Consider the following 20994-nt stretch of genomic DNA (forward strand, 5'->3'; position numbering starts at 1 on the left):
ACTGCCACGTCAACACCCACACCCGTGTTGGCGTCACCACCCCCACCTCCCGCCACTGTACCGGCTGCGAGCACCGCGGGCTGTGGCAGCGGTTCCAGGCTGACCACCGGCATGCATTCGCTCACCAGCGACGGTACCCAGCGCAGCTACTGGATCGAGATGCCGGCCACCTATGACCGCAATAAAGCCTATCCGGTGATCATCGGGCTGCACTGGCGCGACGGCAGCGCCGCCGATGTCTACGGTTGGAGTGGCTTTTTCGGGCTGAAGAATCTGTACGGCGACAATGCCATCTTTGTGGCCCCGCAGGGCCTGGACAAGGGTTGGGCCAACACCGGCGACCGCGACATTCGCTTCCTGCGCGCCATGATCGGCGAGGTGCAGCAGGGCGTATGCACCGACACGCAGCGTGTTTTCGCGACCGGCTTCAGCTTTGGCGGCATGATGTCCAACGCCATCGGATGCCAGATGGGCGACGTGGTGCGCGCGATCGTGCCCATGGCCGGTTCGCTCTGGAGCGGCTGTGCCGGTTCTTCCTACAAGGTGGCGGCCATGTTCGTCCACGCGAAGGACGATAACACGGTGCCTTACTCGGCGGGGATGGAGGCGCGCGATGTTTTCCTCAAGCGCAATAGCTGCAGTGCCACCACCGTGCCCGTGGGCAGTAACGGCTGCGTGGAATACCAGGGCTGCGACAGCGGCAAGCCCGTAACGTGGTGCGGCACCGAGACCGGCGGCCACTGGTACCCCAATTTTTCGGCGCAGGAGTCCAAGGCCTTCTTCGACCGGTTCAAGTAGCCGGACACGATCCCGGTAAAAAAACAAAAGGCCGTTGATGACTCGATCATCAACGGCCTTGTTGTTGGCGGCTGGTGCGCGCGATCAGCCTTCCATCTGCTCCAGTTCCTTGCCGCGCGTTTCATGCACGTAGCGCAGCACGAAGTAGACCGAGATCACGGCAGCCACGGTGTACAGGCCGTAGGCGCCCGCCAGGCCGATGCTGGCGAGCAGCATCGGGAAGGTCACCGTGATCAGGAAGTTGGACGTCCACTGGGCCGCGCCGGCAACCGCCAAGCCGGAACCGCGGATCTGGTTCGGGAACATCTCGCCCAGCATGACCCACATCACCGGACCCCAAGAAATGTTGAAGAAGATCACATAAATATTCGCTGCGGCCAGGGCCACCACGCCCATCGTGCCGGTCAGGGCCAGTTTGCCGTTCGCGTCGAGCGAGGCGCTGGCAAAGGCGAACGTCACGATGCCGAGCGTTACCGCCATGCCGGCCGAGCCGATCCACAGCAGGGGCTTGCGGCCGATGCGGTCGATCAGGAACACGGTGACGATGCAGGCGCCGATGCTCAGGCCGCCCGACAGGACGTTGATCAGCAAGGCATCGCTTTCGGAAAAGCCCACGGCCTGCCACAGCACCGCGCCGTAATAGAACACCACGTTGATGCCGACCAGCTGCTGGAACGTCGCCAGGCCGATGCCGACCCACACGATTGGGCGCAGCTTGCCGGTCGCCTTGTTGACCAGGTCCGACAGCTGCGGACGGTGGTGGTCTTCCGCCAGCGACACGTCGATCGCGTTGAACTTCGTGCGGGCTACGGCCGCGCCGTACAGGCGTTCCAGCACGGCCAGCGCCTCGTCCTTGCGCTTCTTGGCGACGAGGAAGCGCGGGCTTTCCGGGATCGTCAGCAGCAGCAGCAGGAACGCGACGGAGGGAATGGCCATCATCCAGAACATCCAGCGCCATGCCTCTTGTCCCAGCCACAGCACGCCGGTCGATCCGCCGGCCGCCCGCGCCAGGACGTAGTTGCTCAGGAAGGCACAGAACAGGCCGCTGATGATGGCGATCTGCTGGACTGTCGCCAGCCGGCCCCGGTAGCGGGCCGAGGCGACCTCGGCGATGTAGGCCGGCGACATCACGCTGGCCGCGCCGACCGCAAAGCCGCCAAGCACGCGGGCAGCGACGAAGACGAGCGAGCTCGTTGCAAAGCCCGCGCCCAGCGCCGACAGCAGGAACATCACGGACGAGATGAGCAGCACGGTACGGCGTCCCCAGAGGTCGCCCAGCCGGCCGGCGGTGAAGGCGCCGAGCGCGCAGCCCAGCAGCATCGAAGCGACTTCGAATCCGAGCTCGGCATCGGTCGAATGGAAGGCCTGCTTCAGGCCGTCGACGGTGCCGTTGATGACGCCGCTGTCAAAGCCGAACAGGAAGCCGCCGATCGTGGCAACACAGCTGATCAGAATGATGAGGCGGGTATTTTCCGCCTCCTGGATGGTATGAGTGCTCTCGACGGCACTAGTGTTCATGAAGGTCTCCTCGGTTTGTTTTTGCATCTGCCACGCCCTGATGGTAGCGCGGTCGATATCCTGCCAGGGCGTCTGGCCGGCGTATCGCAATCTGGCAGGTCTGTAACATCCCATACCATCAAACAAATAGCGCTAACATCCTGCGGAGTCTGGCCGATTTCCTTTCTTGTGTCAATGCATTGCGAAGGTGGAAGGGATGACGCAGCAGGATGCCGCGCTCGTCGAGGAAGCGTCGGCCGCGGCCGAGTCGTTGTCGGACCCACTGTGTTGCAGGTCATGCGCAAAGGCAACCAGGGACTGACAGCTAGCTGCTTCGTACCAATGGATCCGACATGGCGAAGGCCTGATTCACATCCGGCCGCAACCGCGGTCGATGCAGCACAACTATGACGCTCGCCTTGTCTTTGCAAAAACTATCGAAGATCAATTAACCAGGATAAACCTTAACTAGAATCGTTTTGACAGGCGCATCAAGGCCAGACCAGTATTCACGGAGGACGGCATGGCGACAAGCACGTTCAGCCGACGCAAATGTCGTGCGGGTCGACGAGGTTTCGAACGGATGGGACGTGAGAGCGGCGCCATCGCGATCATGCTGGCCGGAGCGCTGATCATGATGTGTGCGTTTTGCGGCCTGGCGCTGGAGCTTTCCCAAGTCTACAACCGCAGGATGGAACTGCAGACGGTAGCGGATACTGCCGCCGTGGCCGCCGCCTACGAGCTCGATGGCACGGCGGCCGGCATCACCAGGGCCGGACAAAAGGCATCTGCCCGGTTCACCGCATCCCCGCCAAGCCAATTGACCTATCAATATGGGAAGCAAACCATGGCTTGGACCGATACCGCGATCGAGTTCGGTACTTCGCCGAACGGGCCGTGGGTTCCGTATGCCAGCGCGGTGGCAAAAGCCAGTCCCAACGGCCTTCTCTACGTGAAAGTCGATACGGGGAACCTCGATACGACCTACGGCGCAGTGGACACCATGTTGATGCGGGTCGTGTCGACCTCGTTGGCAACGGTGAATGTCAGTGCGCGCGCTGTCGCGGGCCGCGTCGGGATCGGGGTCACGCCGCTGGGGATATGCACCATGCGCCCCGAGGCCAGCCGGAACCGAAGTGGCGAGCTCGAAGAATATGGCTTCCGGCGTGGCGTCGCCTACGATCTCATGCAGCTGAACTCCCAAGGTACGAGCGCCGGGCTGACGTACCTGATCAATCCGCTCTCGGGCCCGGGCGCGGGAGGCGCCGCCACGAGCGACATCGCCACGGTTGCGCCTTTCGTGTGTACCGGGACCCTGGGCATTGCGCGGGTCACGGGAGGGGCGCTCAGCGTCTCGACACCGTTCCCGCTGTCCGACCTGTACCTGCACCTGAATTCGCGATTCGACTCGTACAGCACGGCGGTCACTGCCCCGTGTACGCCCGATTCCGCACCGCCGGATACGAACGTCAAGGCTTACACGGCAAATACGATCACCTGGATGGCTGCGGCGCCAAGCGGGCAGGCCGCGGCACTATCGACAGTCGATGGCAAACGCTGGACAGTGGCGGGCCCGGATCCGACGCCAAGTGGAACGACCGCAGGCCAGTTCGGTGTCCTCTGGTCGTATGCGAAGGCTGTCAACTACGCGGCCTCCCCGCCATCGGGTGGTTACACGACCTTCAGTACCACGAATTGGAATACGTTGTACAACCCGGGGCGCCCGACCGCGTCGTCATACCCTTCTTCGCCCCCGTACTTCAAGACCGGATACATCACGTCGCCAACCCATCCGGGGGTAGGGGGCCGCAGGGTGCTGAACGTTCCACTGCTTTCCTGCCCGGTTTCCGGAAATTCGGCGACCGTAAGCGCCATCGGGCGCTTCTTCATGACGGTGCCTGCAGACAGTGACCACCTGTATGCGGAATTTGCCGGCCTGGCCGATGAACAAACTTTGCGCACTCAAGTAAAGCTCTTCCCATGAGAACGATATTCGTCAGCCCCCGGCGGCGCACAGAGCAAGGCAGCGTCACCATCGAGATGGCATTTTCCCTAACGATCCTGACCCTGTTCCTGGCAGTGCCTCTGTTTTTTGCGCAGGTGTTCTGGTATTACAGCGTGGCCCAGAAGGCGGCCCATGACGCGGCCCGCTTTCTGTCCACTGCGTCCCGTCTCGAGATGGCGACGTTGGGGACCGGCGACAGCGATGCACCCGTCTCGACGCTCGCGAGACAGATTGCCCTGGCGGAGACCGACGAAATCCGGCCGATGCTCGATGCGCGGACGATCGTTGTCCAATGCGATCTGACTCAGTGTGGCTGGTCCGTTCCGCAGACCGTGCGCGTCCAGGTACGGATTCGCATCAGCGACAAGATATTCAGGGGCATCACCGATGAATTCACCAACGGCCAAGGCATCAACTTGACCGCAGATTCGACCATGAACTATGCGGGCAACTAAACTACCGGTCCGGGCCCTGGCGAGACGAACCAGGGAGCAGGGTGTCGCTGCGGTCGAATTCGCGATTGTCGCCATCGTTTTCTTCCTTTTTGTTTTCGGCATCATCGAAATTGCGCGCGCGATGTACATCTGCAATACCCTGCAGGAGGTAACACGTCGCGCGGCCGCACTGGCAGCCACCGCGGATTTCAGCAGCACTTCAGCAATGCAGGCAGTACGCCAGCAAGCGGTGTTCAGGGATTCGCCGGGACTCCTCCTGTTCGCGGAGCCGGTCACGGACGATTACGTCAAGATCGACTACATGTCCATCCAGAAGTCCGGATCGACGCTGACGATGACGCCGATCCCGTCCGGGACGCTACCGAGCAGCCCAGCCGTCAATTATGCGAACTGTCTGAAGGATCCATATGCCGGTAACTGCATCCGCCTCGTACGCGTTCGTGTGTGCAAGCCGGATGGAAGCCAGACGTGTACGCGGGCTCCCTATCAGGCATTGGTATCGATGATCCCACTCTCTTTTGATTTGCCCCAGTCGACGACCATTGTCAATGCCGAGACGTTGGGGCTGCCTGGAGGCGTGCCGCCCGACCCTTGCGGGTGCCCCTGATCGGGGGCGGGCGTGCTTTCGGCGTGCAGACTGTGGTAGTCTGACGTTATGTAGGAATAATCCCCCGTAGTTGTTTGACTGCAAAGCCCTGTCATGACAGGGCTTTGTGTTTTTATAAAGTTTGGAATTCTCCGATGGAAATCAAGGTCAACTTTCTCGACAAGCTGCGTCTGGAAGCCAAGTTCGATGACTTCACGGTCATCGCCGATCAGCCTATCCGCTATAAAGGCGATGGCTCGGCGCCAGGCCCGTTCGATTATTTTCTGGCCTCGTCGGCCTTGTGCGCGGCGTACTTCGTGAAGTTGTACTGCAACACCCGCAATATCCCGACCGAGAATATTCGCCTGTCGCAGAATAATATCGTCGACCCGGAAAACCGTTACCAGCAGATCTTCAAGATCCAGGTCGAGCTGCCGCCGGACATCTCGGAAAAGGACCGTCAGGGCATCCTGCGCTCGATCGACCGGTGCACAGTGAAGAAAGTCGTGCAGGCCGGGCCGGAGTTCGTGATCGAAGAGGTCGAGAACCTGGATGCGGATGCGCAGGCATTGCTGACATTGCAGCCCGCCGCCGACGCCGCAACCTATATTCCCGGCAAGGATCTGCCGCTGGAACAAACCATCGCCAATATGTCGGGGCTGCTGGCAGCCCTCGGCATCAAGATCGAAATCGCGTCGTGGCGCAACATCGTGCCGAACGTGTGGTCGCTGCATATCCGCGATGCGCACTCGCCGATGTGTTTCACCAACGGCAAGGGCGCGACCAAGGAAAGTGCGTTGGCATCCGCGCTGGGCGAATATATCGAACGCATCAGCAACAACCATTTCTATGCCGGCAGCTACTGGGGCGAGGAGATCGCCAACGCGGCCTTCGTCCATTATCCGGACGAGCGCTGGTTCCAGCCCGGTCCCGACGATGCGCTGCCGGACGAGATCCTCGATGCGTACTGCCGCGACATCTACGATCCGGAAGGCGAGTTGCGCGGCTCGCACTTGTACGACACCAATTCGGGCAATGTCGCGCGTGGAATCGTCTCGCTGCCTTACGTGCGGCAATCGGATGGCGAGACAGTCTATTTCCCGTCCAACCTGATCGAGAATCTCTACGCCAGCAATGGCATGAGCGCCGGTAATACGCTGGCGGAAGCCCAGGTGCAATGCCTGTCCGAGATTTTCGAGCGTGCCGTGAAACGCGAGATCCTGGAAGGCGAGATCGCGCTGCCGGATGTGCCGCAGGACGTCCTGGCGAAATACCCGGGCATCGTGGCGGGCATCCAGGAACTGGAAGCGCAGGGCTTTCCGGTGCTGGTCAAGGATGCGTCGCTGGGCGGCGCCTATCCCGTCATGTGCGTGACCCTGATGAACCCGCGGACGGGCGGGGTCTTCGCATCGTTCGGCGCGCATCCGAGTTTCGAGGTGGCGCTGGAACGTAGCCTGACGGAACTGCTGCAGGGCCGCAGTTTCGAAGGCTTGAACGATCTGCCGCAGCCGACCTTCGCCAGCGAAGCCGTGACCGAGCCGTACAATTTTGTCGAGCACTTCATCGATTCCAGCGGCGTGGTGTCGTGGCGCTTTTTCAGCGCCAAAGCGGACCACGATTTTGTCGAATGGGATTTCACCGCGCAGGGCGAGGATGCCAATGCGGAGGAAGCGGCGACCCTGCTCGGGATCCTGGAAGACATGGGCAAGGAAGTGTACATGGCGGTGTACGACGAGCTGGGCGCCACGGCGTGCCGGATCCTGGTGCCCGGTTACTCGGAAGTCTATCCGGTCGAGGATCTCGTCTGGGACAACACCAACAAGGCGCTGCTGTTCCGCGAAGACATCCTGAACCTGCACCGCCTGGACGACGACGCGCTGGCGGCGCTGCTGGATCGTCTGGAGAACAATGAGCTGGACGAGTATTCCGATATCGCCACCCTGATCGGCATCGAGTTCGACGAGAACACGGAGTGGGGCCAGCTGACGGTCCTCGAGTTGCGGTTGCTGATCAATCTCGCCTTGCAGCAGTTCGAGGAAGCGCATGAACTGGTGGGCGCCTTCCTGCAATACAACGACAACACCGTCGAGCGCCGCCTGTTCTACCAGGCGATGAACGTGGTGCTGGAGGTGGTGCTGGACGACGAGCTGGAACTGGACGACTACGTCACCAATTTCCGCCGGATGTACGGCAATCCGCGCATGGACGCGGTGCTGGGTTCGGTCGACGGCAGCGTCCGCTTCCATGGCCTCACGCCGACGAGCATGAAGCTGGAAGGGCTCGACCGGCATCATCGCCTGATGGACAGCTACCGCAAGCTGCATGCGGCGCGGGCCAAACGCCGGTAGGCCTGGCCTACGCGGCGTACCTGCTTACGGCCGGTGCCGCCCCTTGCCGCTCACGATCGGCTCGCCCACATCGCCAGGCTTGAACGGTGCCGTGAGCGGGTCCATCGGCCGGATCGCGCCGTCCGCGTCGAATTCCATCTTCACCAGCAGGGTTTCACGCTGGTAGCCGCTGCCCACGGGCAGCGCGTGGCGGTGATACGCGGCATACCACCGGTCGGTGCCCGGCACGTTCACGACGCTATGGTGCGCCGTGCCCACCGCCGGCCCTTTCTTCTGCAGCACGATGAAATCCTTGTCCGGCGACCTGACGGGACCCAGCGGGGAATCCGCCACGCCCCAGCCCACCCGGTAGTTCGGGCTGCGTGCATCGTCGATCGACCACATGAAATAGTATTTGCCGTTGCGCTTGAATACGACCGGCGCTTCACGGTGGTCGCGCAATTCGATCGTGTGGACGGGACCGTCGAGCGTCACCATGTCTGGCTTGAGCTTGTAGACGTTGCCCAGTTTGCCGTTGCCGTAGTAGAGGTAGGCCTGGCCATCGTCGTCGATGAACGGATACGGGTCGATCGTGTTGGACCCGACGCCGGACCCCTTGGGGATCAGGGGCTTGCCGAGCGCGTCGACGAACGGCCCCAGCGGCGACCTGGCCGTGGCCACGCCGATGTTCCCCTGCGCGCAGAAATAGAAGTACCAGGTACCGTTGCGCTCGATGGCGTCCGGCGCCCAGGCTTCGACCTTCGCCCACTTCAGGTCGTGCGCCACGTCCAGGACCATGCGCTCCTTCTTCCATTCGACCAGGTTCTTCGACGACCAGGCCGAAAAGTCGGTGGTCTGCCAGAACGGCTTGTCCGAGGTGGGGTAGATGTAATAGGTGTCGCCGAATACGCGGATGGATGGATCGGCCGTGAAACCTTCCAGCACGGGCGGCGGTGCGGCGGCGATGGCGTTCGCGGGCGCGGCCGTCGTGGAGGGCTGGGCGGCGGCCACGTCCTTCGACAACCAGGCTGGCACCGGCAACACGGTGCCGTGGCGCTGGCCCGGCGCGACCGCGACCTTGCCCGAGACGTCGGTCCAGGTGACCCAGTCGCGGGTTTCATACGCGCCGTAGCGGCCATCCGCATAGAAGTCGACGTACAGGCGGGTGGTGTCGCCATCGACCATCAGCGTCGGACCCTCGGCCCGCTCGGTGATCAGCGGCCTGGGGCTGAGCTTGTACGGTCCCAGCGGCTTGTCGGCCACGGCCCAGTGGAGCGGTCCCCAGCGTTTGGCCTTTTGCCTGTCGCCTTCCTTGAACACGGCGACGTAGCGCCCGCCGACCCTGGCGATCGTGGTGTCGATGTGGTCGAAGCCCGGATCGAGGAACAGCTTCGGTTCGCTGAACGTTTCGAAGTCGCGCGTGGTCACGACATAGGTGCGGTTGTTCATTCGCTCGCGCGAAGCGGTCTTCCTGAAACGCCCGTCGATGCTGGACGACCACGTGATGATGAACTGCTTGCCGTCCTCGTCATAGAAGGTTTCCGGCGCCCAAGCATTGCGCACGCCCGCCACCTTCTCGAAGAAGGGCAGGTAGCGCGGCGCCGTCCAGTGGACCAGGTCGTTCGAGGCGGCATAGCCGATGCCCTTGTCGTTCCAGCCCGTGGTCCACACCATGCGGAATATGCCGTCGGGGCCGCGCATGATGTGCTGGTCGCGCATCAGGCCGCTGCCTACGGTCGACGTCAGGTAGACCTTGCCCGTGTCCTTCCATGCCACGCCGTCGTCGCTGGCGGCCAGGTGCAGGCCGTCGCCGTTGCCGCGGAATGAAGTGAACAGCCAGGTATTCAGGGGCGCCGCGCCTTGCGCCAGCGCGAGCGTGGGGGCGAGCAGGGCGCCGGCAAGGAAGGCGGGCAGGCGAAGCATGGGAGCCTTTTCACGTGAAATTGCGGACCCGGCGAAGTCTAGCGGGCTTTTGCGATGGCGTGCGATGCCCGTGCCATGTCTTTTTTAAAGGCAGGTATGTGAATTCGTCATTGGTCCGGCATGGACAACGCGGCTGGCGGCCGGCGCATCGACGCCGGCCGCGCAGCAACGGTCGTTACGTCCCTCAGTCGACCGCCTTCACCATGTCCTCGATGACCTTCTTGGCATCGCCGAAGACCATCATCGTGTTCGCCTGGTAGAACAGGTCGTTGTCCAACCCGGCATAGCCCGACGCCATCGAGCGCTTGTTGACGATGATGCTCTTGGCTTTATAGGCCTCGAGGATCGGCATGCCGGCGATCGGGGACTCGGGATCCTTCGCCGCCGGGTTGACGACGTCGTTCGCGCCAAGCACCAGCACGACGTCGGTCTGGCCGAATTCCGCGTTGATGTCTTCCATCTCGAACACCTGGTCGTACGGCACCTCGGCCTCCGCCAGCAGCACGTTCATGTGACCCGGCATGCGGCCCGCGACCGGGTGGATCGCATAGCGCACGGCCACGCCCTTGTGGGTCAACTTCTCGACGAGTTCCTTCAGCGAGTGCTGCGCGCGCGCCACGGCGAGGCCGTAGCCCGGCACGATGATGACGGATTCCGCATTACTCATGATGAAGGTCGCGTCGTCGGCCGAGCCGGATTTCACCGGCCGCTGCGCCTGTTCGCCCGCCGCCACCGTGCCGGCGTCGCCGCCGAAGCCGCCCAGGATCACGTTGAAGAACGACCGGTTCATCGCCTTGCACATGATGTACGAGAGGATCGCGCCGGACGAACCCACCAGCGAACCGGCGATGATCAGCATGGCGTTGTTGAGCGAGAAGCCGATGCCCGCCGCCGCCCAGCCGGAGTACGAGTTCAGCATCGACACGACGACGGGCATGTCGGCGCCGCCGATCGGGATGATGATCAGTACGCCGAGCAGGAACGACAGCGCGGTCATCGCGATGAAGGGCGTCCAGGCCGGTGCCGTGCCCGCATCGAAGCAGAACACGAGGCCCAGCGCCACGATGGCGACGGCGATGCCGAGGTTCACCATGTGCTGGCCGGGGAAGCGCACGGGCGTGCCCTGGAACAGCCGGAACTTGTATTTGCCGGACAGTTTGCCGAACGCGATCACGGAGCCGGAAAACGTCACCGCGCCGACGAACGTGCCGATGAACAGTTCGATCCGGTTGCCGAAGGGGAGCGGCTGGCCCTGCTCGGCGATGCGGAACGCCCACGGCTCGGATACGGCGGCGACGGCGATGCACACGGCCGCGAGGCCGATCAGCGAGTGCATGGCGGCCACCAGTTCCGGCATCTTGGTCATCTCGACCTTGCGTGCCGCGACCGCGCCGATGCCGCCGCCGGCCACGGTGCCCAGCAGGACGAGGCCGAAGCCGAACGACCCGGTCGCCATCATTGCCTGCAGCTTGACGATGAGGGCGACCGTGGTCAGCGCCGCGATGGCCATGCCGGCCATGCCGAACGCGTTGCCCATGCGCGCGCTGGCGGGCGAGGACAGGCCCTTCAGCGCCTGGATGAAGCAGATGGACGCGACGAGGTACAGCAGCGTGACCATGTTCATGGAGATGGCGTTCATGCGCGGCCTCCGGCTTTCGCTTTGACGTCCTTCTTCTTGAACATCTCCAGCATGCGCTGGGTGACGAGGAAACCGCCGAACACGTTGACGGCGGCCAGGGCCACCGCGACGGTGCCTGCGACCTGGGCGACGATGCCGGTGGTGAGCGCGGCGGCCAGCATGGCGCCGACGATGATGATGGCGGAGACGGCATTCGTGACGGCCATCAGCGGCGTGTGCAGCGCCGGCGTGACGGTCCAGACGACGTGGTAGCCGACGTAGACCGCCAGCACGAAGATGATGAGGTTGATGATGGTATGACTGACTTCCATGGGGGACTCCGTTATTGTTGGATCAGGCGCTCTTGCGCAAGACTTCCGCACCCGCGCACACGAGCGTGGCGCGGATGATCTCGTCCTCGCGGTCGATCGCGAGGTTGCCGTCCTTGTCGACGATCAGCTTGAGGAAGTCCAGCACGTTGCGGGCATACAGGCTCGACGCGTCGGCCGGTACCAGGCAGGCCAGGTCGGGCTGTCCGATGATGTGCACGCCGTGCCGCACGACCGTCTTGTTGATCTCGGACAGCGGGCAATTGCCGCCCTGCGCCACCGCCAGGTCGACGATCACCGAGCCGGGCTTCATGGCCTTGACCGTCTCCTCGCCGATCAGCACCGGCGCCCGGCGGCCCGGGATCAGCGCGGTGGTGATGACGATGTCGGCCAGCTTCGCACGCTCGTGCACCAGTTCCGCCTGGCGCCGCATCCACTCCGCCGGCATCGCGCGCGCGTAGCCGCCGGTGCCGGCCGCGATCTCGCGTTCCTCGTCGGTGAGGCAAGGCACGTCGATGAACTTCGCGCCGAGGGACTCCACCTGTTCCTTCACCGGGGGGCGCACATCCGACGCTTCGATGACGGCACCGAGGCGCTTGGCGGTGGCGATGGCCTGCAGGCCGGCCACGCCGACGCCCATGATCAATACGCGCGCGGCCTTGACGGTGCCGGCGGCAGTCATCAGCATCGGCATGAACCGTCCGTAGGTATTGGCCGCCATCAGCACGGCCTTGTAGCCCGCGATGTTCGCCTGCGACGACAGCACGTCCATCGACTGCGCCCGCGTGATGCGCGGTACGGCTTCCAGCGCGAATGCCCACAGGCCCGCTTCGGCCATGGCGGCCAGGTTGGCGGTGTCGAACGGATCGAGCATGCCGATCAGGACGGCGTCGCGCTTCATCAGCGCGCGCTCGTCGCTGCCCGGTGCGCGCACCTTGAGGACGACGTCCGCACCGAAGGCGTCGCCGGCGCTGCCGATGACGGCGCCCGCGGCGGCGAACGCCGCGTCATCGATAGCCGCGTGCCGGCCGGCGCCGGCCTGCACGACGACCTGATGCCGTGCCGCCAGCTTCTTGACGGTTTCGGGTGTGGCGGCGACCCGTGTCTCGCCCGGACGTGATTCGGCCGGTATCCCTATCTTCATGTTGACTCCAATGTCGTTGCAAATGAAATGGTGTGGTAGTGCTTGCCCGACGATGATAAGGGACCGGAATTCTTTGATTGCAGTCTTATATAAGACATAAAACATAAAAATCATATCTATGAATCAATGAGTTGCTGTTCGATTTTCAGGATGCGGGATAGTATTTTGCGAAACGGAATCGATTGCACGTGCGCTCCGCACGTACGATTTTGCGATGTGAGATGCTGTTTGGCGCTGTGAAATGGGAACGCCTGTAATGGGTAGTTGTACAAACATCCACCCGGGTTTTTCTGGATACGACCTGCCCGCACGCTGTTGCAATACGATCACACACAGGTATTGACATTCGATTCAGCCTCAGCGGACAATGAACGCTGATTTGGCAACGTTTCCAAATTTTTTTTCATTGGATTTGGCAACGTTTCCAATCTGGGTGCCGCACATCGCTGGCCGGACGCGTCGCATGAGGAAAGCGACGGAAACGCGTCCTGTGTGCGCCATGAAGTGGCAACGTTTCCACCCGCGGTGCGGATGGATGCGCTTCCAGGATCACATCATTAAAACAACGAGGAGACACCATGCACCAACCCGGCACAGCCCGCCCCCAGCAACGCATCCTGTCCATCACCCCGATCGCGGCCGCCTGTGCCGCCCTGTTGTGGGGTGGCGCCGCCGCCGCGCAGGAGACCGGCGACGCCACCGCGAACACCGTGGTCGTCACCGGCATCCGCGGCAGCATCGAGAGTTCGATGGCCATCAAGCGCGATTCCGATTCCATCGTCGAAGCGATCACGGCCGAGGACATCGGCAAGCTGCCGGACGTGTCGATCGCCGAGTCGATCGCGCGCCTGCCGGGCCTCACGGCCCAGCGCGTCGCCGGGCGTGCGCAGGTGATCTCGCTGCGCGGCCTGTCGCCGGACTTCGCCGGCACCTTGATGAACGGACGCGAACTGGTCAGCACGAGCAACAATCGCGGCGCCGAATACGACCAGTATCCGTCCGAGCTGATCAACGGCGTCACCGTGTACAAGACGCCGGACGCGTCGCTCGTTGGGCAGGGCCTGTCGGGCACCGTGGACCTGCAGACCGTGCGTCCGCTCGACCGCCGCGAGCGCGCGCTGGCGTTCAACGTGCGCGGCGAGCGCAACGGCAACGGCAAGCTGAACGACGAATCGTCGGCCTGGGGCCAGCGCGTCAGCTTCGCCTACATCGACCAGTTCATGAACAACACGCTGGGTGTCGCCGTCGGCTTCGCGCACCTGAATTCGCCGGGCCAGCAGAAGGAATACAAGGCCTGGTGGTGGGGCGACCAGAACAACCTGCCGCCGGGGAATGCCGATGTCGTGGCCCTGAAAGGTGCCGAAGTGACAGCGACGTCGCGCAAGCAGGTGCGCGACGGCCTGATGGCCGTGCTGGACTACAAGCCGTCGCGTGAATTCCGCAGCACCGTCGACCTGTACTACTCGCAGTTCGACCAGACGGAAATCATGCGCGGCATGATGTGGAACTCGCACCAGTGGAGCGCCGTGACCTATCGCGATCCGCAGATCGAGACGATCGGCAACGTGAAACTGCTGACCGGCGGCACGCTCGTGAATCTGGAGCCGATCGCCCGCAACGACTACAACACCCGCAAGGACACGCTGGGCGCGCTCGGCTGGAACAACAAGTACCGGACGGGCGAATGGGAATTCATCGGCGACCTGTCGTACTCGCAGGCCAGGCGCCACGAGCAGGTGCTGGAGACCTATGCCGGCCTCGGTCCGGCGAATTCGGGCATCACGGACAACAACTTCCAGTTCAGGATCCCGGTCGAAGACGGCATCCCGAAGTTCACGCCGAGCGTGGATTTCACGAACCCGGCCCTCATCAAGCTCACGGACGTCGGCGGCTGGGGCAAGGATGCGGACATGCACCGTCCCAAGGTTGACGACACGCTCGGCTCGTTGAAGGTGTCGGCGAAGCGCAGCCTGACCGGCATGTTCAGCTACGTCGAGGGCGGCCTGAATTATTCCAAGCGCGACAAGAAGCACACGGACATCAACAACTACTACTTCCTGAAGAATAATCACGCGCCGGTGTCCGTGTCGTCGGACCTGATCAAGCCGTCCACGTCGCTGTCGTTCGCCGGCATTCCGGCCGTGCTTACGTACGATACGCTGGCCGTGCTGGCCAAGTACTACGACCAGCAGCCGGCCCGCAGCGCCGACCTGGCGATCCAGAACTGGAGCGTGGAAGAGAAGGTCACCACCGGCTACGCCAAGCTGGGTATCGATACCGATCTCGGTCCCGTCCCCGTGCGCGGCAACCTGGGCGTGCAGGTGATCGGCGTGAAGCAGGGATCGGATGGCCTGGCGGTGGCGGGCGACACCATCACCCCGCTGCACGGCGGCAGCGACTACCGCGACGTGCTGCCCAGCCTGAACCTGAATTTCGACCTGGGCCACTTCGTCGACCGCACCGCGCTGCGCTTCGGGGCCGCGAAGACGGTGGCGCGTCCGCAGATGCAGGACATGCGCGCCGGCGCGTCCGGCGGCATCAGCGACACGACGCGCGAATGGAGCGGCAGCGGCGGCAATCCGACGCTGGAACCGTGGCGCGCCCGCGCATTCGACCTGTCGCTCGAAAACTACTTCGCCAAGAGCAGCTATGTCGCCGTCGCCGCGTTTTATAAAAACCTGACCAACTACATCTACAACCAGCAGACGGCGTACGACTTCACCGGCTTCCCGACGCAGTCGAAGACGGTCCCGATCAGCAATATCGGCACGATGAATCGCCCGGCCAACGGCCAGGGCGGCATGGTCAAGGGCCTCGAGCTGTCGGGCTCCCTCGAAGGCGGCCTGCTGTGGCATGCGCTGGACGGCTTCGGCATCCTCGGCAGCTATTCGCTCACGGCGTCGTCGATCCACCCGAATGGCCCGGGGACGAGCGAGAAGCTGCCGGGCCTGTCGGGCAGCGTGTCGAACGTGACGCTGTTCTACGAAAAGAACGGCTTCTCGGCGCGCGTGAGCCAGCGCTACCGCTCGGCCTTCCGCGGCGAAGTCACCGGCCTGTTCGCGCTGCGCTCGTTCAGCGAGATCCTGGCCGAGAAGCAGATCGACTTCCAGACGGGCTACGCGTTCGAGCAGGGCAGCCTGAAAGGCCTGTCGATCCTGCTGCAGGTGAATAACCTGAACAACTCGCCGTACCAGACGAAGCAGGGCAGCCCGTTCGCGAGCGGCGCCTATGCGCCCGAGCGCTACACGACCTACGGCCGCCAGGTGCTGCTGGGCCTGAACTACCGCCTGTAAGGAGACGGCGATGCGACTCACGATGGCGGCGCTGGCCGCACTCGTCCTGTGCGCCGGTTGCGGCGGCTCTGGCGGCGGCACGGCCATGCCGCCGACGCAGGCGCCGGCCCCTGTGACCGTCACGCCGCCGCCGACGGCGCACCCGGTCGAGCCGGGGCCAGCGGTGCCGATCACGCATGCGGCACAGATGATCCACGCCCAGGGCGCGAAGTGGGTGACGGCCGACGGCGCCGAAATCCACCTGAAGGGCGCGAATATCGGCAACTGGCTCATCAACGAATTCTGATGATGGGGCAGGGCTCGAACGGCGTCGACACGCAATGCAGGCTGGAGGCGGTCCTCGACAAGCGTTTCGGCTACGCGGAGCGCGACCGCCTGTTCAAGCTGTTCCGCGACAACTGGATGCAGCCGGCCGACTGGGACCAGCTCGCGCGCTTCGGCGTGAACGTGGTGCGCCTGCCGTTCATCCACACGCTGGTAGAAGACGAACAGCATCCCGGCACGCTGCGTGCCGACGCCTGGCATTACCTGGACGATGCGATCGCCCAAGCGGAGCGGCGCGGCATCTACGTGATCCTCGACCTGCACGGCGCCGCCGGCGGCCAGGCCGGGGAGAAGGAACAGCACGACGGGTGCACCGGTCCCGCCGGACTGTGGACCACGCCGGCCTACCAGGACCGCACCGTGTGGCTGTGGCAGCAGGTGGCGGCGCGCTACAAGGACCGCCCGTCGGTGGCCGGCTACAGCCTGCTGAACGAGCCTTGGGGCACCGATCCGGCCACGCTCGCCGCCTTCATCGGGAAGCTGTACACGGCGGTGCGCGCCGTGGACCCGAACCACGTCGCCATCCTGCCGGGCCACAGCAGCGGCATCGGCGCGTACGGCGACCCGGCCGCGAAGGGCATGACGAATGTCGCGTTCGAGATGCACTTCTATCCGGGCCTGTTCGGCTGGGGGTCGATCGGCCCGGCCGTGCACCGCGACTGGCTGCTCTGCAATGCGGCGAAGACGACCGGCGTGTGCGAATGGGACAAGCGCATCCAGGGCCTCAAGACGCCGTTCCTCGTCGGCGAGACGCAGCCGTGGGCGAGCATGGGCCTGGAAACGGGCGCACAGGTGACGCGCGCCACCTTCGACACGTACGCGAAGCTCGGCTGGGCCACGACCGTCTGGGCCTACAAGTACGCCAGCAACGCGGGCGGGCACGGCACGGGGACGTGGGGCATGGTCACCAACGCGGCGGGCGAGACGATCCCCGCGCTCGACTTCAACACGGCGGCGCTGGCCGACATCGAGAGCCTGTTCAAGCGGTACGGCAGCGTGCGCTACGAGCCGCACCAGCCGCTGCGCGACTGGATGACCAGCTCCAACGCCCCCGATCCGTTCGCGGGCCTGTAACGACAACGAGGAGACCATCGTGACCACGAGACGAACCATGATCCGCCTGGCGTGCGTCGCCGCCGCCCTGTTGCCCGGCATCGTACGGGCGAATGCGGCGGACCAGCCCTGGCAGCTGTACACGACTGCGCAGGGCGGCCAGCCCTTCGCGGCGCAACGGCTCGACGCGCCGCGTGCCGCAAGCCAGCCGCTGGAGACGGAGACCGCCGTCTTCGTCGACACCGGGCACCGCTACCAGGAAGTATTCGGCTTCGGCGGCGCCATCACCGACGCCGCCGCCGAGACGTATGCGAAGCTCAGGCCGGACGCGCAGCAGGCGTTCCTGAAAGCCTACCTCGACCCGCGCGAGGGCCTGGGCTACACGATCCTCCGCACGACAATCCACAGCTCGGATTTTTCCAGCGGCAGCTACACGTACGTGAAGGACGGCGACCGTGCGCTGGCATCGTTCGACATCGGCCACGATCGCCGCTACCGCCTGCCGCTGCTGCACCGGGCGCTGGACGCGGGCAAGGCCTACGGCGCGCAAATGCGCGTGTTCGCGAGTCCGTGGAGCGCGCCCGCGTGGATGAAGACGAACGGCTCCATGCTGGGCGGCGGTAGCCTGCTGCCCGAGTACGCCGACACGTGGGCGCAGTACATCGTCAAGTTCGTCCAGGCGTACGAGAAGGAGGGCATCCCGTTGTGGGGCCTGTCGGTGCAGAACGAACCGATGGCGAAGCAGACCTGGGAATCGATGATCTTCTCGGCCGAGGACGAGACGCGCTTCCTCGGCGACCACCTGGGGCCCGCGCTGAAGGCGGCCGGGCTGGGCGACAAGAAGGTCATCGTCTGGGACCACAACCGCGACCTGCTGCCGCAGCGCGCCGCGCATATCCTGAACGATCCGAAAGCGCGGCCGTACGTGTGGGGTGTCGGCTACCACTGGTACGAGACGTGGGCCAAGGGCGAGCCGATGCACCGCAACCTGGCTGCCGTCCACGAAGCGTGGCCCGACGTGCCCTTCCTGCTGACCGAGTCCTCGATCGAGAAGTTCGACCCGGGCCAGGTGCAGAGCTGGGCGAACGGCGAACGCTATGGCAGCGAGATCATCGCCGACCTGGCCGCCGGTTCGAGCGGCTGGGTCGACTGGAACATGCTGCTCGACAGCCGCGGCGGCCCGAACCACGTCGGCAACTACTGCTTCGCGCTGCTGCACGCCGGCGACGACGGCCGGCTCGTGTTCACGCCGGGGTATGCCTACATGGGGCACTTCTCGCGCTGGATCCGCCCCGGCGCGCGCCGCGTCGGCGCGGCCGCGAGCCGCAGCACCCTGCAGACGGTCGCGTTCCGCAACGGCGACGGCCGGCTCGCGGTCGTCGTCATGAACAGGACGGATCAGCCGCAGCGCTACCGTCTCGTCGTCGACCGCATGGAAACGGCGGTCGACATTCCCGCGCACGCGATCCAGACCGTCGTGCGCTGAAAGGAGGTGATCCGGTACTGCCCGCAGTTCAATCGCTCGACCATTACAACAAGGAGACCCAATTGAATCGCAACCTCGTTCCAACCACGCGCCGGGCCGCGGCCCTGCTGGCGCTGGCCGGCGGCCTGCTCGCCGCCTCGGCGCAGGCGCAGACGGCCTTGCCCGGCACGGTCCAGGCGGAGACGTACGCCGGCATGTCGGGCGTCGTCATCGAACCGACGGCGGACACCGGCGGCGGCAGCGACGTCGGCTACATCGACACCGGCGACTGGATGAGCTATTCCGTCAATCCTTCCTCGTCCGGCTGGTACACGGTGTCGTACCGCATCGCCACGACCGGCACGACCGGACAGGTCGTGCTGAGCCAGAACGGCCAGGACATGGGCCCGACGATCGCGCTGCCGAACACGGGCGGCTGGCAGAACTGGCAGACCGTTACCACCCGCGTGTTCCTGTCGGCCGGGCCGCAGTCGATCGCCGTATATGCCAAGGGCGGCGGTTTCAACCTGAACTGGATCGGCTTCGCGAAGGAGGCGGTGGGATCGCTACCCATGGTGCACCAGAGCGGCAAGTATTGGGTCGACGCGAACGGCAAGCGCCTGAACCTGCGCGGGACCAATCTGGGCAACTGGCTGGCGATGGAATTCTGGATGCTGGGCTCCTCGATCAGTACGTCGAACGGCGCGGTGCCGGACCAGTGCACGCTGGAGAACACGCTGACATCCCGCTTCGGCGCCACGGAAAAGGAACGCCTGATGGGCGTGTGGCGCGACAACTGGATCACGACGCGCGACTTCGACCAGATGGCGGCGATGGGCATGAACGTGGTGCGCGTGCCGTTCCTGTACAACGTCGTCGAAAACGAGGCGGTACCGTACTCGCTGCGCGCGGACGCGTGGAAATACCTGGACTTCGCCATCGACGAGGCGGAAAAGCGCGGCATGTACGTGATCCTCGACCTGCACGGCGCCGTCGGCGGCCAGGCGGCGTCGAGCGAGCAGCACGACGGCTGCGTGGGGCCGGCGGCCATGTGGACCAATTCCACCTACCAGGACCGCACCAAGTGGCTGTGGGACATGATCGCCTCGCGCTACAAGGACCGCGGCGCCGTGCTGGCCTACGACCTGCTGAATGAACCGTGGGGCACCGACGCGACCACGCTCGCGAATTTCGCGTACCAGCTGGCCGCCGTCGTGCGCAACAAGGATCCGAACCACGTGATCCTGCTGCCGGGCCATAACAGCGGCATCGACGCCTACGGCAACCCGGCGTCGCACGGCCTGTCCAACGCCGCGTTCTGGATGCATTTCTATCCGGGCCTGTGGGGCTGGAACGAGGTCTCGGGCGCGACGGCGCAGGCGAACATGTACCAGAACTGGCTGCACTGCGCGACCGGCGACTCGCGCGAAGTCTGCCCGTGGGACGCCAAGCTGACGGCGCTGAACACGCCGTTCCTCGTCGGCGAGTTCCAGCCGTGGACGCTGGTGGGCAGCTACGGCGGGCAGAACACGCGCAAGGCCTTCGACGTGTTCAACTCGCTGGGCTGGGCCGGCACGAGCTGGGCGTACAAGAACACGTCGACGGGCGGTTCCAGCGGCGCCACGTCGGGCTGGGGCTGGGGACTCGTGACCAACAGCGCGAGCGGCGGCACGTACGGCGGCCTGAACGTCAGCACGGCCAGCAATACCCAGGTCGAGGCCTACTTCAAGGCTTTCGGGTCGCAACCGCTCGTGCGCAACGCCGACATCACGTACTGGATGAACTGGCAACCCACCGTCGGCCAGCGCATCGAGGCCGAGATGTTCCAGTACCACGCGGGCATGCAGGTCGAGACGACGACGGACACGGGCGGCGGCTTCAACGTCGGCCACACGGACAACAACGACTGGATGAGCTACCCGGTCAACGTCCCGACCTCCGGCGCGTACACGGTGCAGTTCCGCGTGGCGTCGGCCAACACCGGCGGCCAGCTCGCCTTCAAGAAGGACGCGACGGAACTGGCCGTCGTCACGGTGCCCAATACGGGCGGGTGGCAGAACTGGACCACGGTCAGTGCGACCGTGAACCTGACGGCCGGCCAGCAGAACCTGACGATTTTCTCGAAGGTCGGCGGGTGGAACATGAACTGGTGGCAGCTCACGAAGCAGTGATGCGTG

Annotated in this window: 15 protein-coding genes; 10 read left to right on the forward strand and 5 right to left on the reverse strand. The window is 64.4% G+C overall.

The features are described 5' to 3' along the window. Window positions 1-111 precede the first annotated feature (111 nt). Window positions 112-798, forward strand: a complete 687-nt coding sequence (locus tag P0M04_RS22250; protein WP_259449598.1) for a CE1 family esterase — start codon at window positions 112-114, stop codon at window positions 796-798. A gap of 84 nt (window positions 799-882) precedes the next feature. Here P0M04_RS22250 and P0M04_RS22255 read toward each other — a convergent pair whose 3' ends face one another. Further along, window positions 883-2316, reverse strand: coding sequence for a sugar porter family MFS transporter (locus P0M04_RS22255; RefSeq protein WP_281042068.1), 1434 nt, complete (start codon window positions 2314-2316; stop codon window positions 883-885). 502 nt (window positions 2317-2818) lie between these two features. Between P0M04_RS22255 and P0M04_RS22260 the strand changes: the two genes are divergently transcribed. The 4 genes from P0M04_RS22260 (at window position 2819) to P0M04_RS22275 (ending at window position 7689) form a co-directional block, all read left to right on the forward strand. Beyond that, on the forward strand, window positions 2819-4279 hold the full coding sequence (locus tag P0M04_RS22260; RefSeq protein WP_259449596.1) for a pilus assembly protein TadG-related protein: 1461 nt from the start codon (window positions 2819-2821) through the stop codon (window positions 4277-4279). Continuing rightward, window positions 4276-4755 (forward strand): TadE family protein, encoded by a 480-nt coding sequence (locus P0M04_RS22265; protein ID WP_259449595.1) that lies wholly within the window; start codon window positions 4276-4278, stop codon window positions 4753-4755. Before P0M04_RS22260 ends, P0M04_RS22265 begins: the two co-directional genes overlap by 4 nt. Beyond that, the gene (locus P0M04_RS22270; protein ID WP_259449594.1) at window positions 4742-5362 is read left to right on the forward strand and encodes a TadE/TadG family type IV pilus assembly protein; all 621 of its coding nucleotides are present in this window, start codon (window positions 4742-4744) and stop codon (window positions 5360-5362) included. Before P0M04_RS22265 ends, P0M04_RS22270 begins: the two co-directional genes overlap by 14 nt. Before the next feature lie 134 nt (window positions 5363-5496). Next, a complete protein-coding gene (locus P0M04_RS22275) occupies window positions 5497-7689 on the forward strand; it encodes an OsmC domain/YcaO domain-containing protein (RefSeq protein ID WP_259449593.1) in 2193 nt (730 codons plus the stop codon). Window positions 7690-7713: 24 nt separating this feature from the next. Here the strand turns inward: P0M04_RS22275 and P0M04_RS22280 are convergent, their stop codons facing one another. The 4 genes from P0M04_RS22280 to P0M04_RS22295 form a co-directional block, all read right to left on the reverse strand. Next, a complete protein-coding gene (locus P0M04_RS22280; RefSeq protein ID WP_259449592.1) occupies window positions 7714-9591 on the reverse strand; it encodes a glycoside hydrolase family 43 protein in 1878 nt (625 codons plus the stop codon). 184 nt (window positions 9592-9775) lie between these two features. Further along, window positions 9776-11230, reverse strand: a complete 1455-nt coding sequence (locus P0M04_RS22285; RefSeq protein WP_259449591.1) for an NAD(P)(+) transhydrogenase (Re/Si-specific) subunit beta — start codon at window positions 11228-11230, stop codon at window positions 9776-9778. After that, window positions 11227-11541, reverse strand: coding sequence for an NAD(P) transhydrogenase subunit alpha part 2 (locus P0M04_RS22290; RefSeq protein ID WP_259449590.1), 315 nt, complete (start codon window positions 11539-11541; stop codon window positions 11227-11229). Before P0M04_RS22290 ends, P0M04_RS22285 begins: the two co-directional genes overlap by 4 nt. Window positions 11542-11563: 22 nt before the next feature. Further along, window positions 11564-12682, reverse strand: a complete 1119-nt coding sequence (locus P0M04_RS22295) for a Re/Si-specific NAD(P)(+) transhydrogenase subunit alpha (protein ID WP_259449589.1) — start codon at window positions 12680-12682, stop codon at window positions 11564-11566. A gap of 578 nt (window positions 12683-13260) precedes the next feature. Here P0M04_RS22295 and P0M04_RS22300 point away from each other — a divergent pair. From P0M04_RS22300 to P0M04_RS22320, 5 genes are all read left to right on the forward strand, one after another. Beyond that, window positions 13261-15975, forward strand: a complete 2715-nt coding sequence (locus P0M04_RS22300) for a TonB-dependent receptor (RefSeq protein WP_259449588.1) — start codon at window positions 13261-13263, stop codon at window positions 15973-15975. A gap of 10 nt (window positions 15976-15985) precedes the next feature. After that, on the forward strand, window positions 15986-16261 hold the full coding sequence (locus P0M04_RS22305) for a hypothetical protein (RefSeq protein WP_259449587.1): 276 nt from the start codon (window positions 15986-15988) through the stop codon (window positions 16259-16261). Beyond that, window positions 16261-17373 carry a glycoside hydrolase family 5 protein gene (locus P0M04_RS22310; RefSeq protein ID WP_259449586.1) on the forward strand — a complete coding sequence of 371 codons (1113 nt, stop codon included), beginning with the start codon at window positions 16261-16263 and terminating at the stop codon, window positions 17371-17373. Before P0M04_RS22305 ends, P0M04_RS22310 begins: the two co-directional genes overlap by 1 nt. Before the next feature lie 19 nt (window positions 17374-17392). Next, window positions 17393-18838, forward strand: a complete 1446-nt coding sequence (locus tag P0M04_RS22315) for a glycoside hydrolase family 30 protein (RefSeq protein WP_259449585.1) — start codon at window positions 17393-17395, stop codon at window positions 18836-18838. 62 nt (window positions 18839-18900) lie between these two features. After that, window positions 18901-20988, forward strand: a complete 2088-nt coding sequence (locus P0M04_RS22320) for a carbohydrate-binding protein (RefSeq protein WP_259449584.1) — start codon at window positions 18901-18903, stop codon at window positions 20986-20988. Window positions 20989-20994 lie beyond the last annotated feature (6 nt).

It is taken from the genome of Telluria mixta (assembly GCF_029223865.1).
GTDB lineage: Bacteria > Pseudomonadota > Gammaproteobacteria > Burkholderiales > Burkholderiaceae_D > Telluria > Telluria mixta.

Excerpts from the sequence above, each read along its gene's own strand:
- P0M04_RS22270 (WP_259449594.1), top strand. The coding sequence starts at position 4,742 with ATGCGGGCAACTAAACTACCGGTCCGGGCCCTGGCGAGACGAACCAGG.
- P0M04_RS22250 (WP_259449598.1), top strand. The coding sequence starts at position 112 with ATGCATTCGCTCACCAGCGACGGTACCCAGCGCAGCTACTGGATCGAG.
- P0M04_RS22305 (WP_259449587.1), top strand. The coding sequence starts at position 15,986 with ATGCGACTCACGATGGCGGCGCTGGCCGCACTCGTCCTGTGCGCCGGT.
- P0M04_RS22300 (WP_259449588.1), top strand. The coding sequence starts at position 13,261 with ATGCACCAACCCGGCACAGCCCGCCCCCAGCAACGCATCCTGTCCATC.
- P0M04_RS22295 (WP_259449589.1), bottom strand. The coding sequence starts at position 12,682 with ATGAAGATAGGGATACCGGCCGAATCACGTCCGGGCGAGACACGGGTC.
- P0M04_RS22280 (WP_259449592.1), bottom strand. The coding sequence starts at position 9,591 with ATGCTTCGCCTGCCCGCCTTCCTTGCCGGCGCCCTGCTCGCCCCCACG.
- P0M04_RS22285 (WP_259449591.1), bottom strand. The coding sequence starts at position 11,230 with ATGAACGCCATCTCCATGAACATGGTCACGCTGCTGTACCTCGTCGCG.
- P0M04_RS22255 (WP_281042068.1), bottom strand. The coding sequence starts at position 2,316 with ATGAACACTAGTGCCGTCGAGAGCACTCATACCATCCAGGAGGCGGAA.
- P0M04_RS22310 (WP_259449586.1), top strand. The coding sequence starts at position 16,261 with ATGATGGGGCAGGGCTCGAACGGCGTCGACACGCAATGCAGGCTGGAG.
- P0M04_RS22275 (WP_259449593.1), top strand. The coding sequence starts at position 5,497 with ATGGAAATCAAGGTCAACTTTCTCGACAAGCTGCGTCTGGAAGCCAAG.
- P0M04_RS22290 (WP_259449590.1), bottom strand. The coding sequence starts at position 11,541 with ATGGAAGTCAGTCATACCATCATCAACCTCATCATCTTCGTGCTGGCG.
- P0M04_RS22260 (WP_259449596.1), top strand. The coding sequence starts at position 2,819 with ATGGCGACAAGCACGTTCAGCCGACGCAAATGTCGTGCGGGTCGACGA.
- P0M04_RS22265 (WP_259449595.1), top strand. The coding sequence starts at position 4,276 with ATGAGAACGATATTCGTCAGCCCCCGGCGGCGCACAGAGCAAGGCAGC.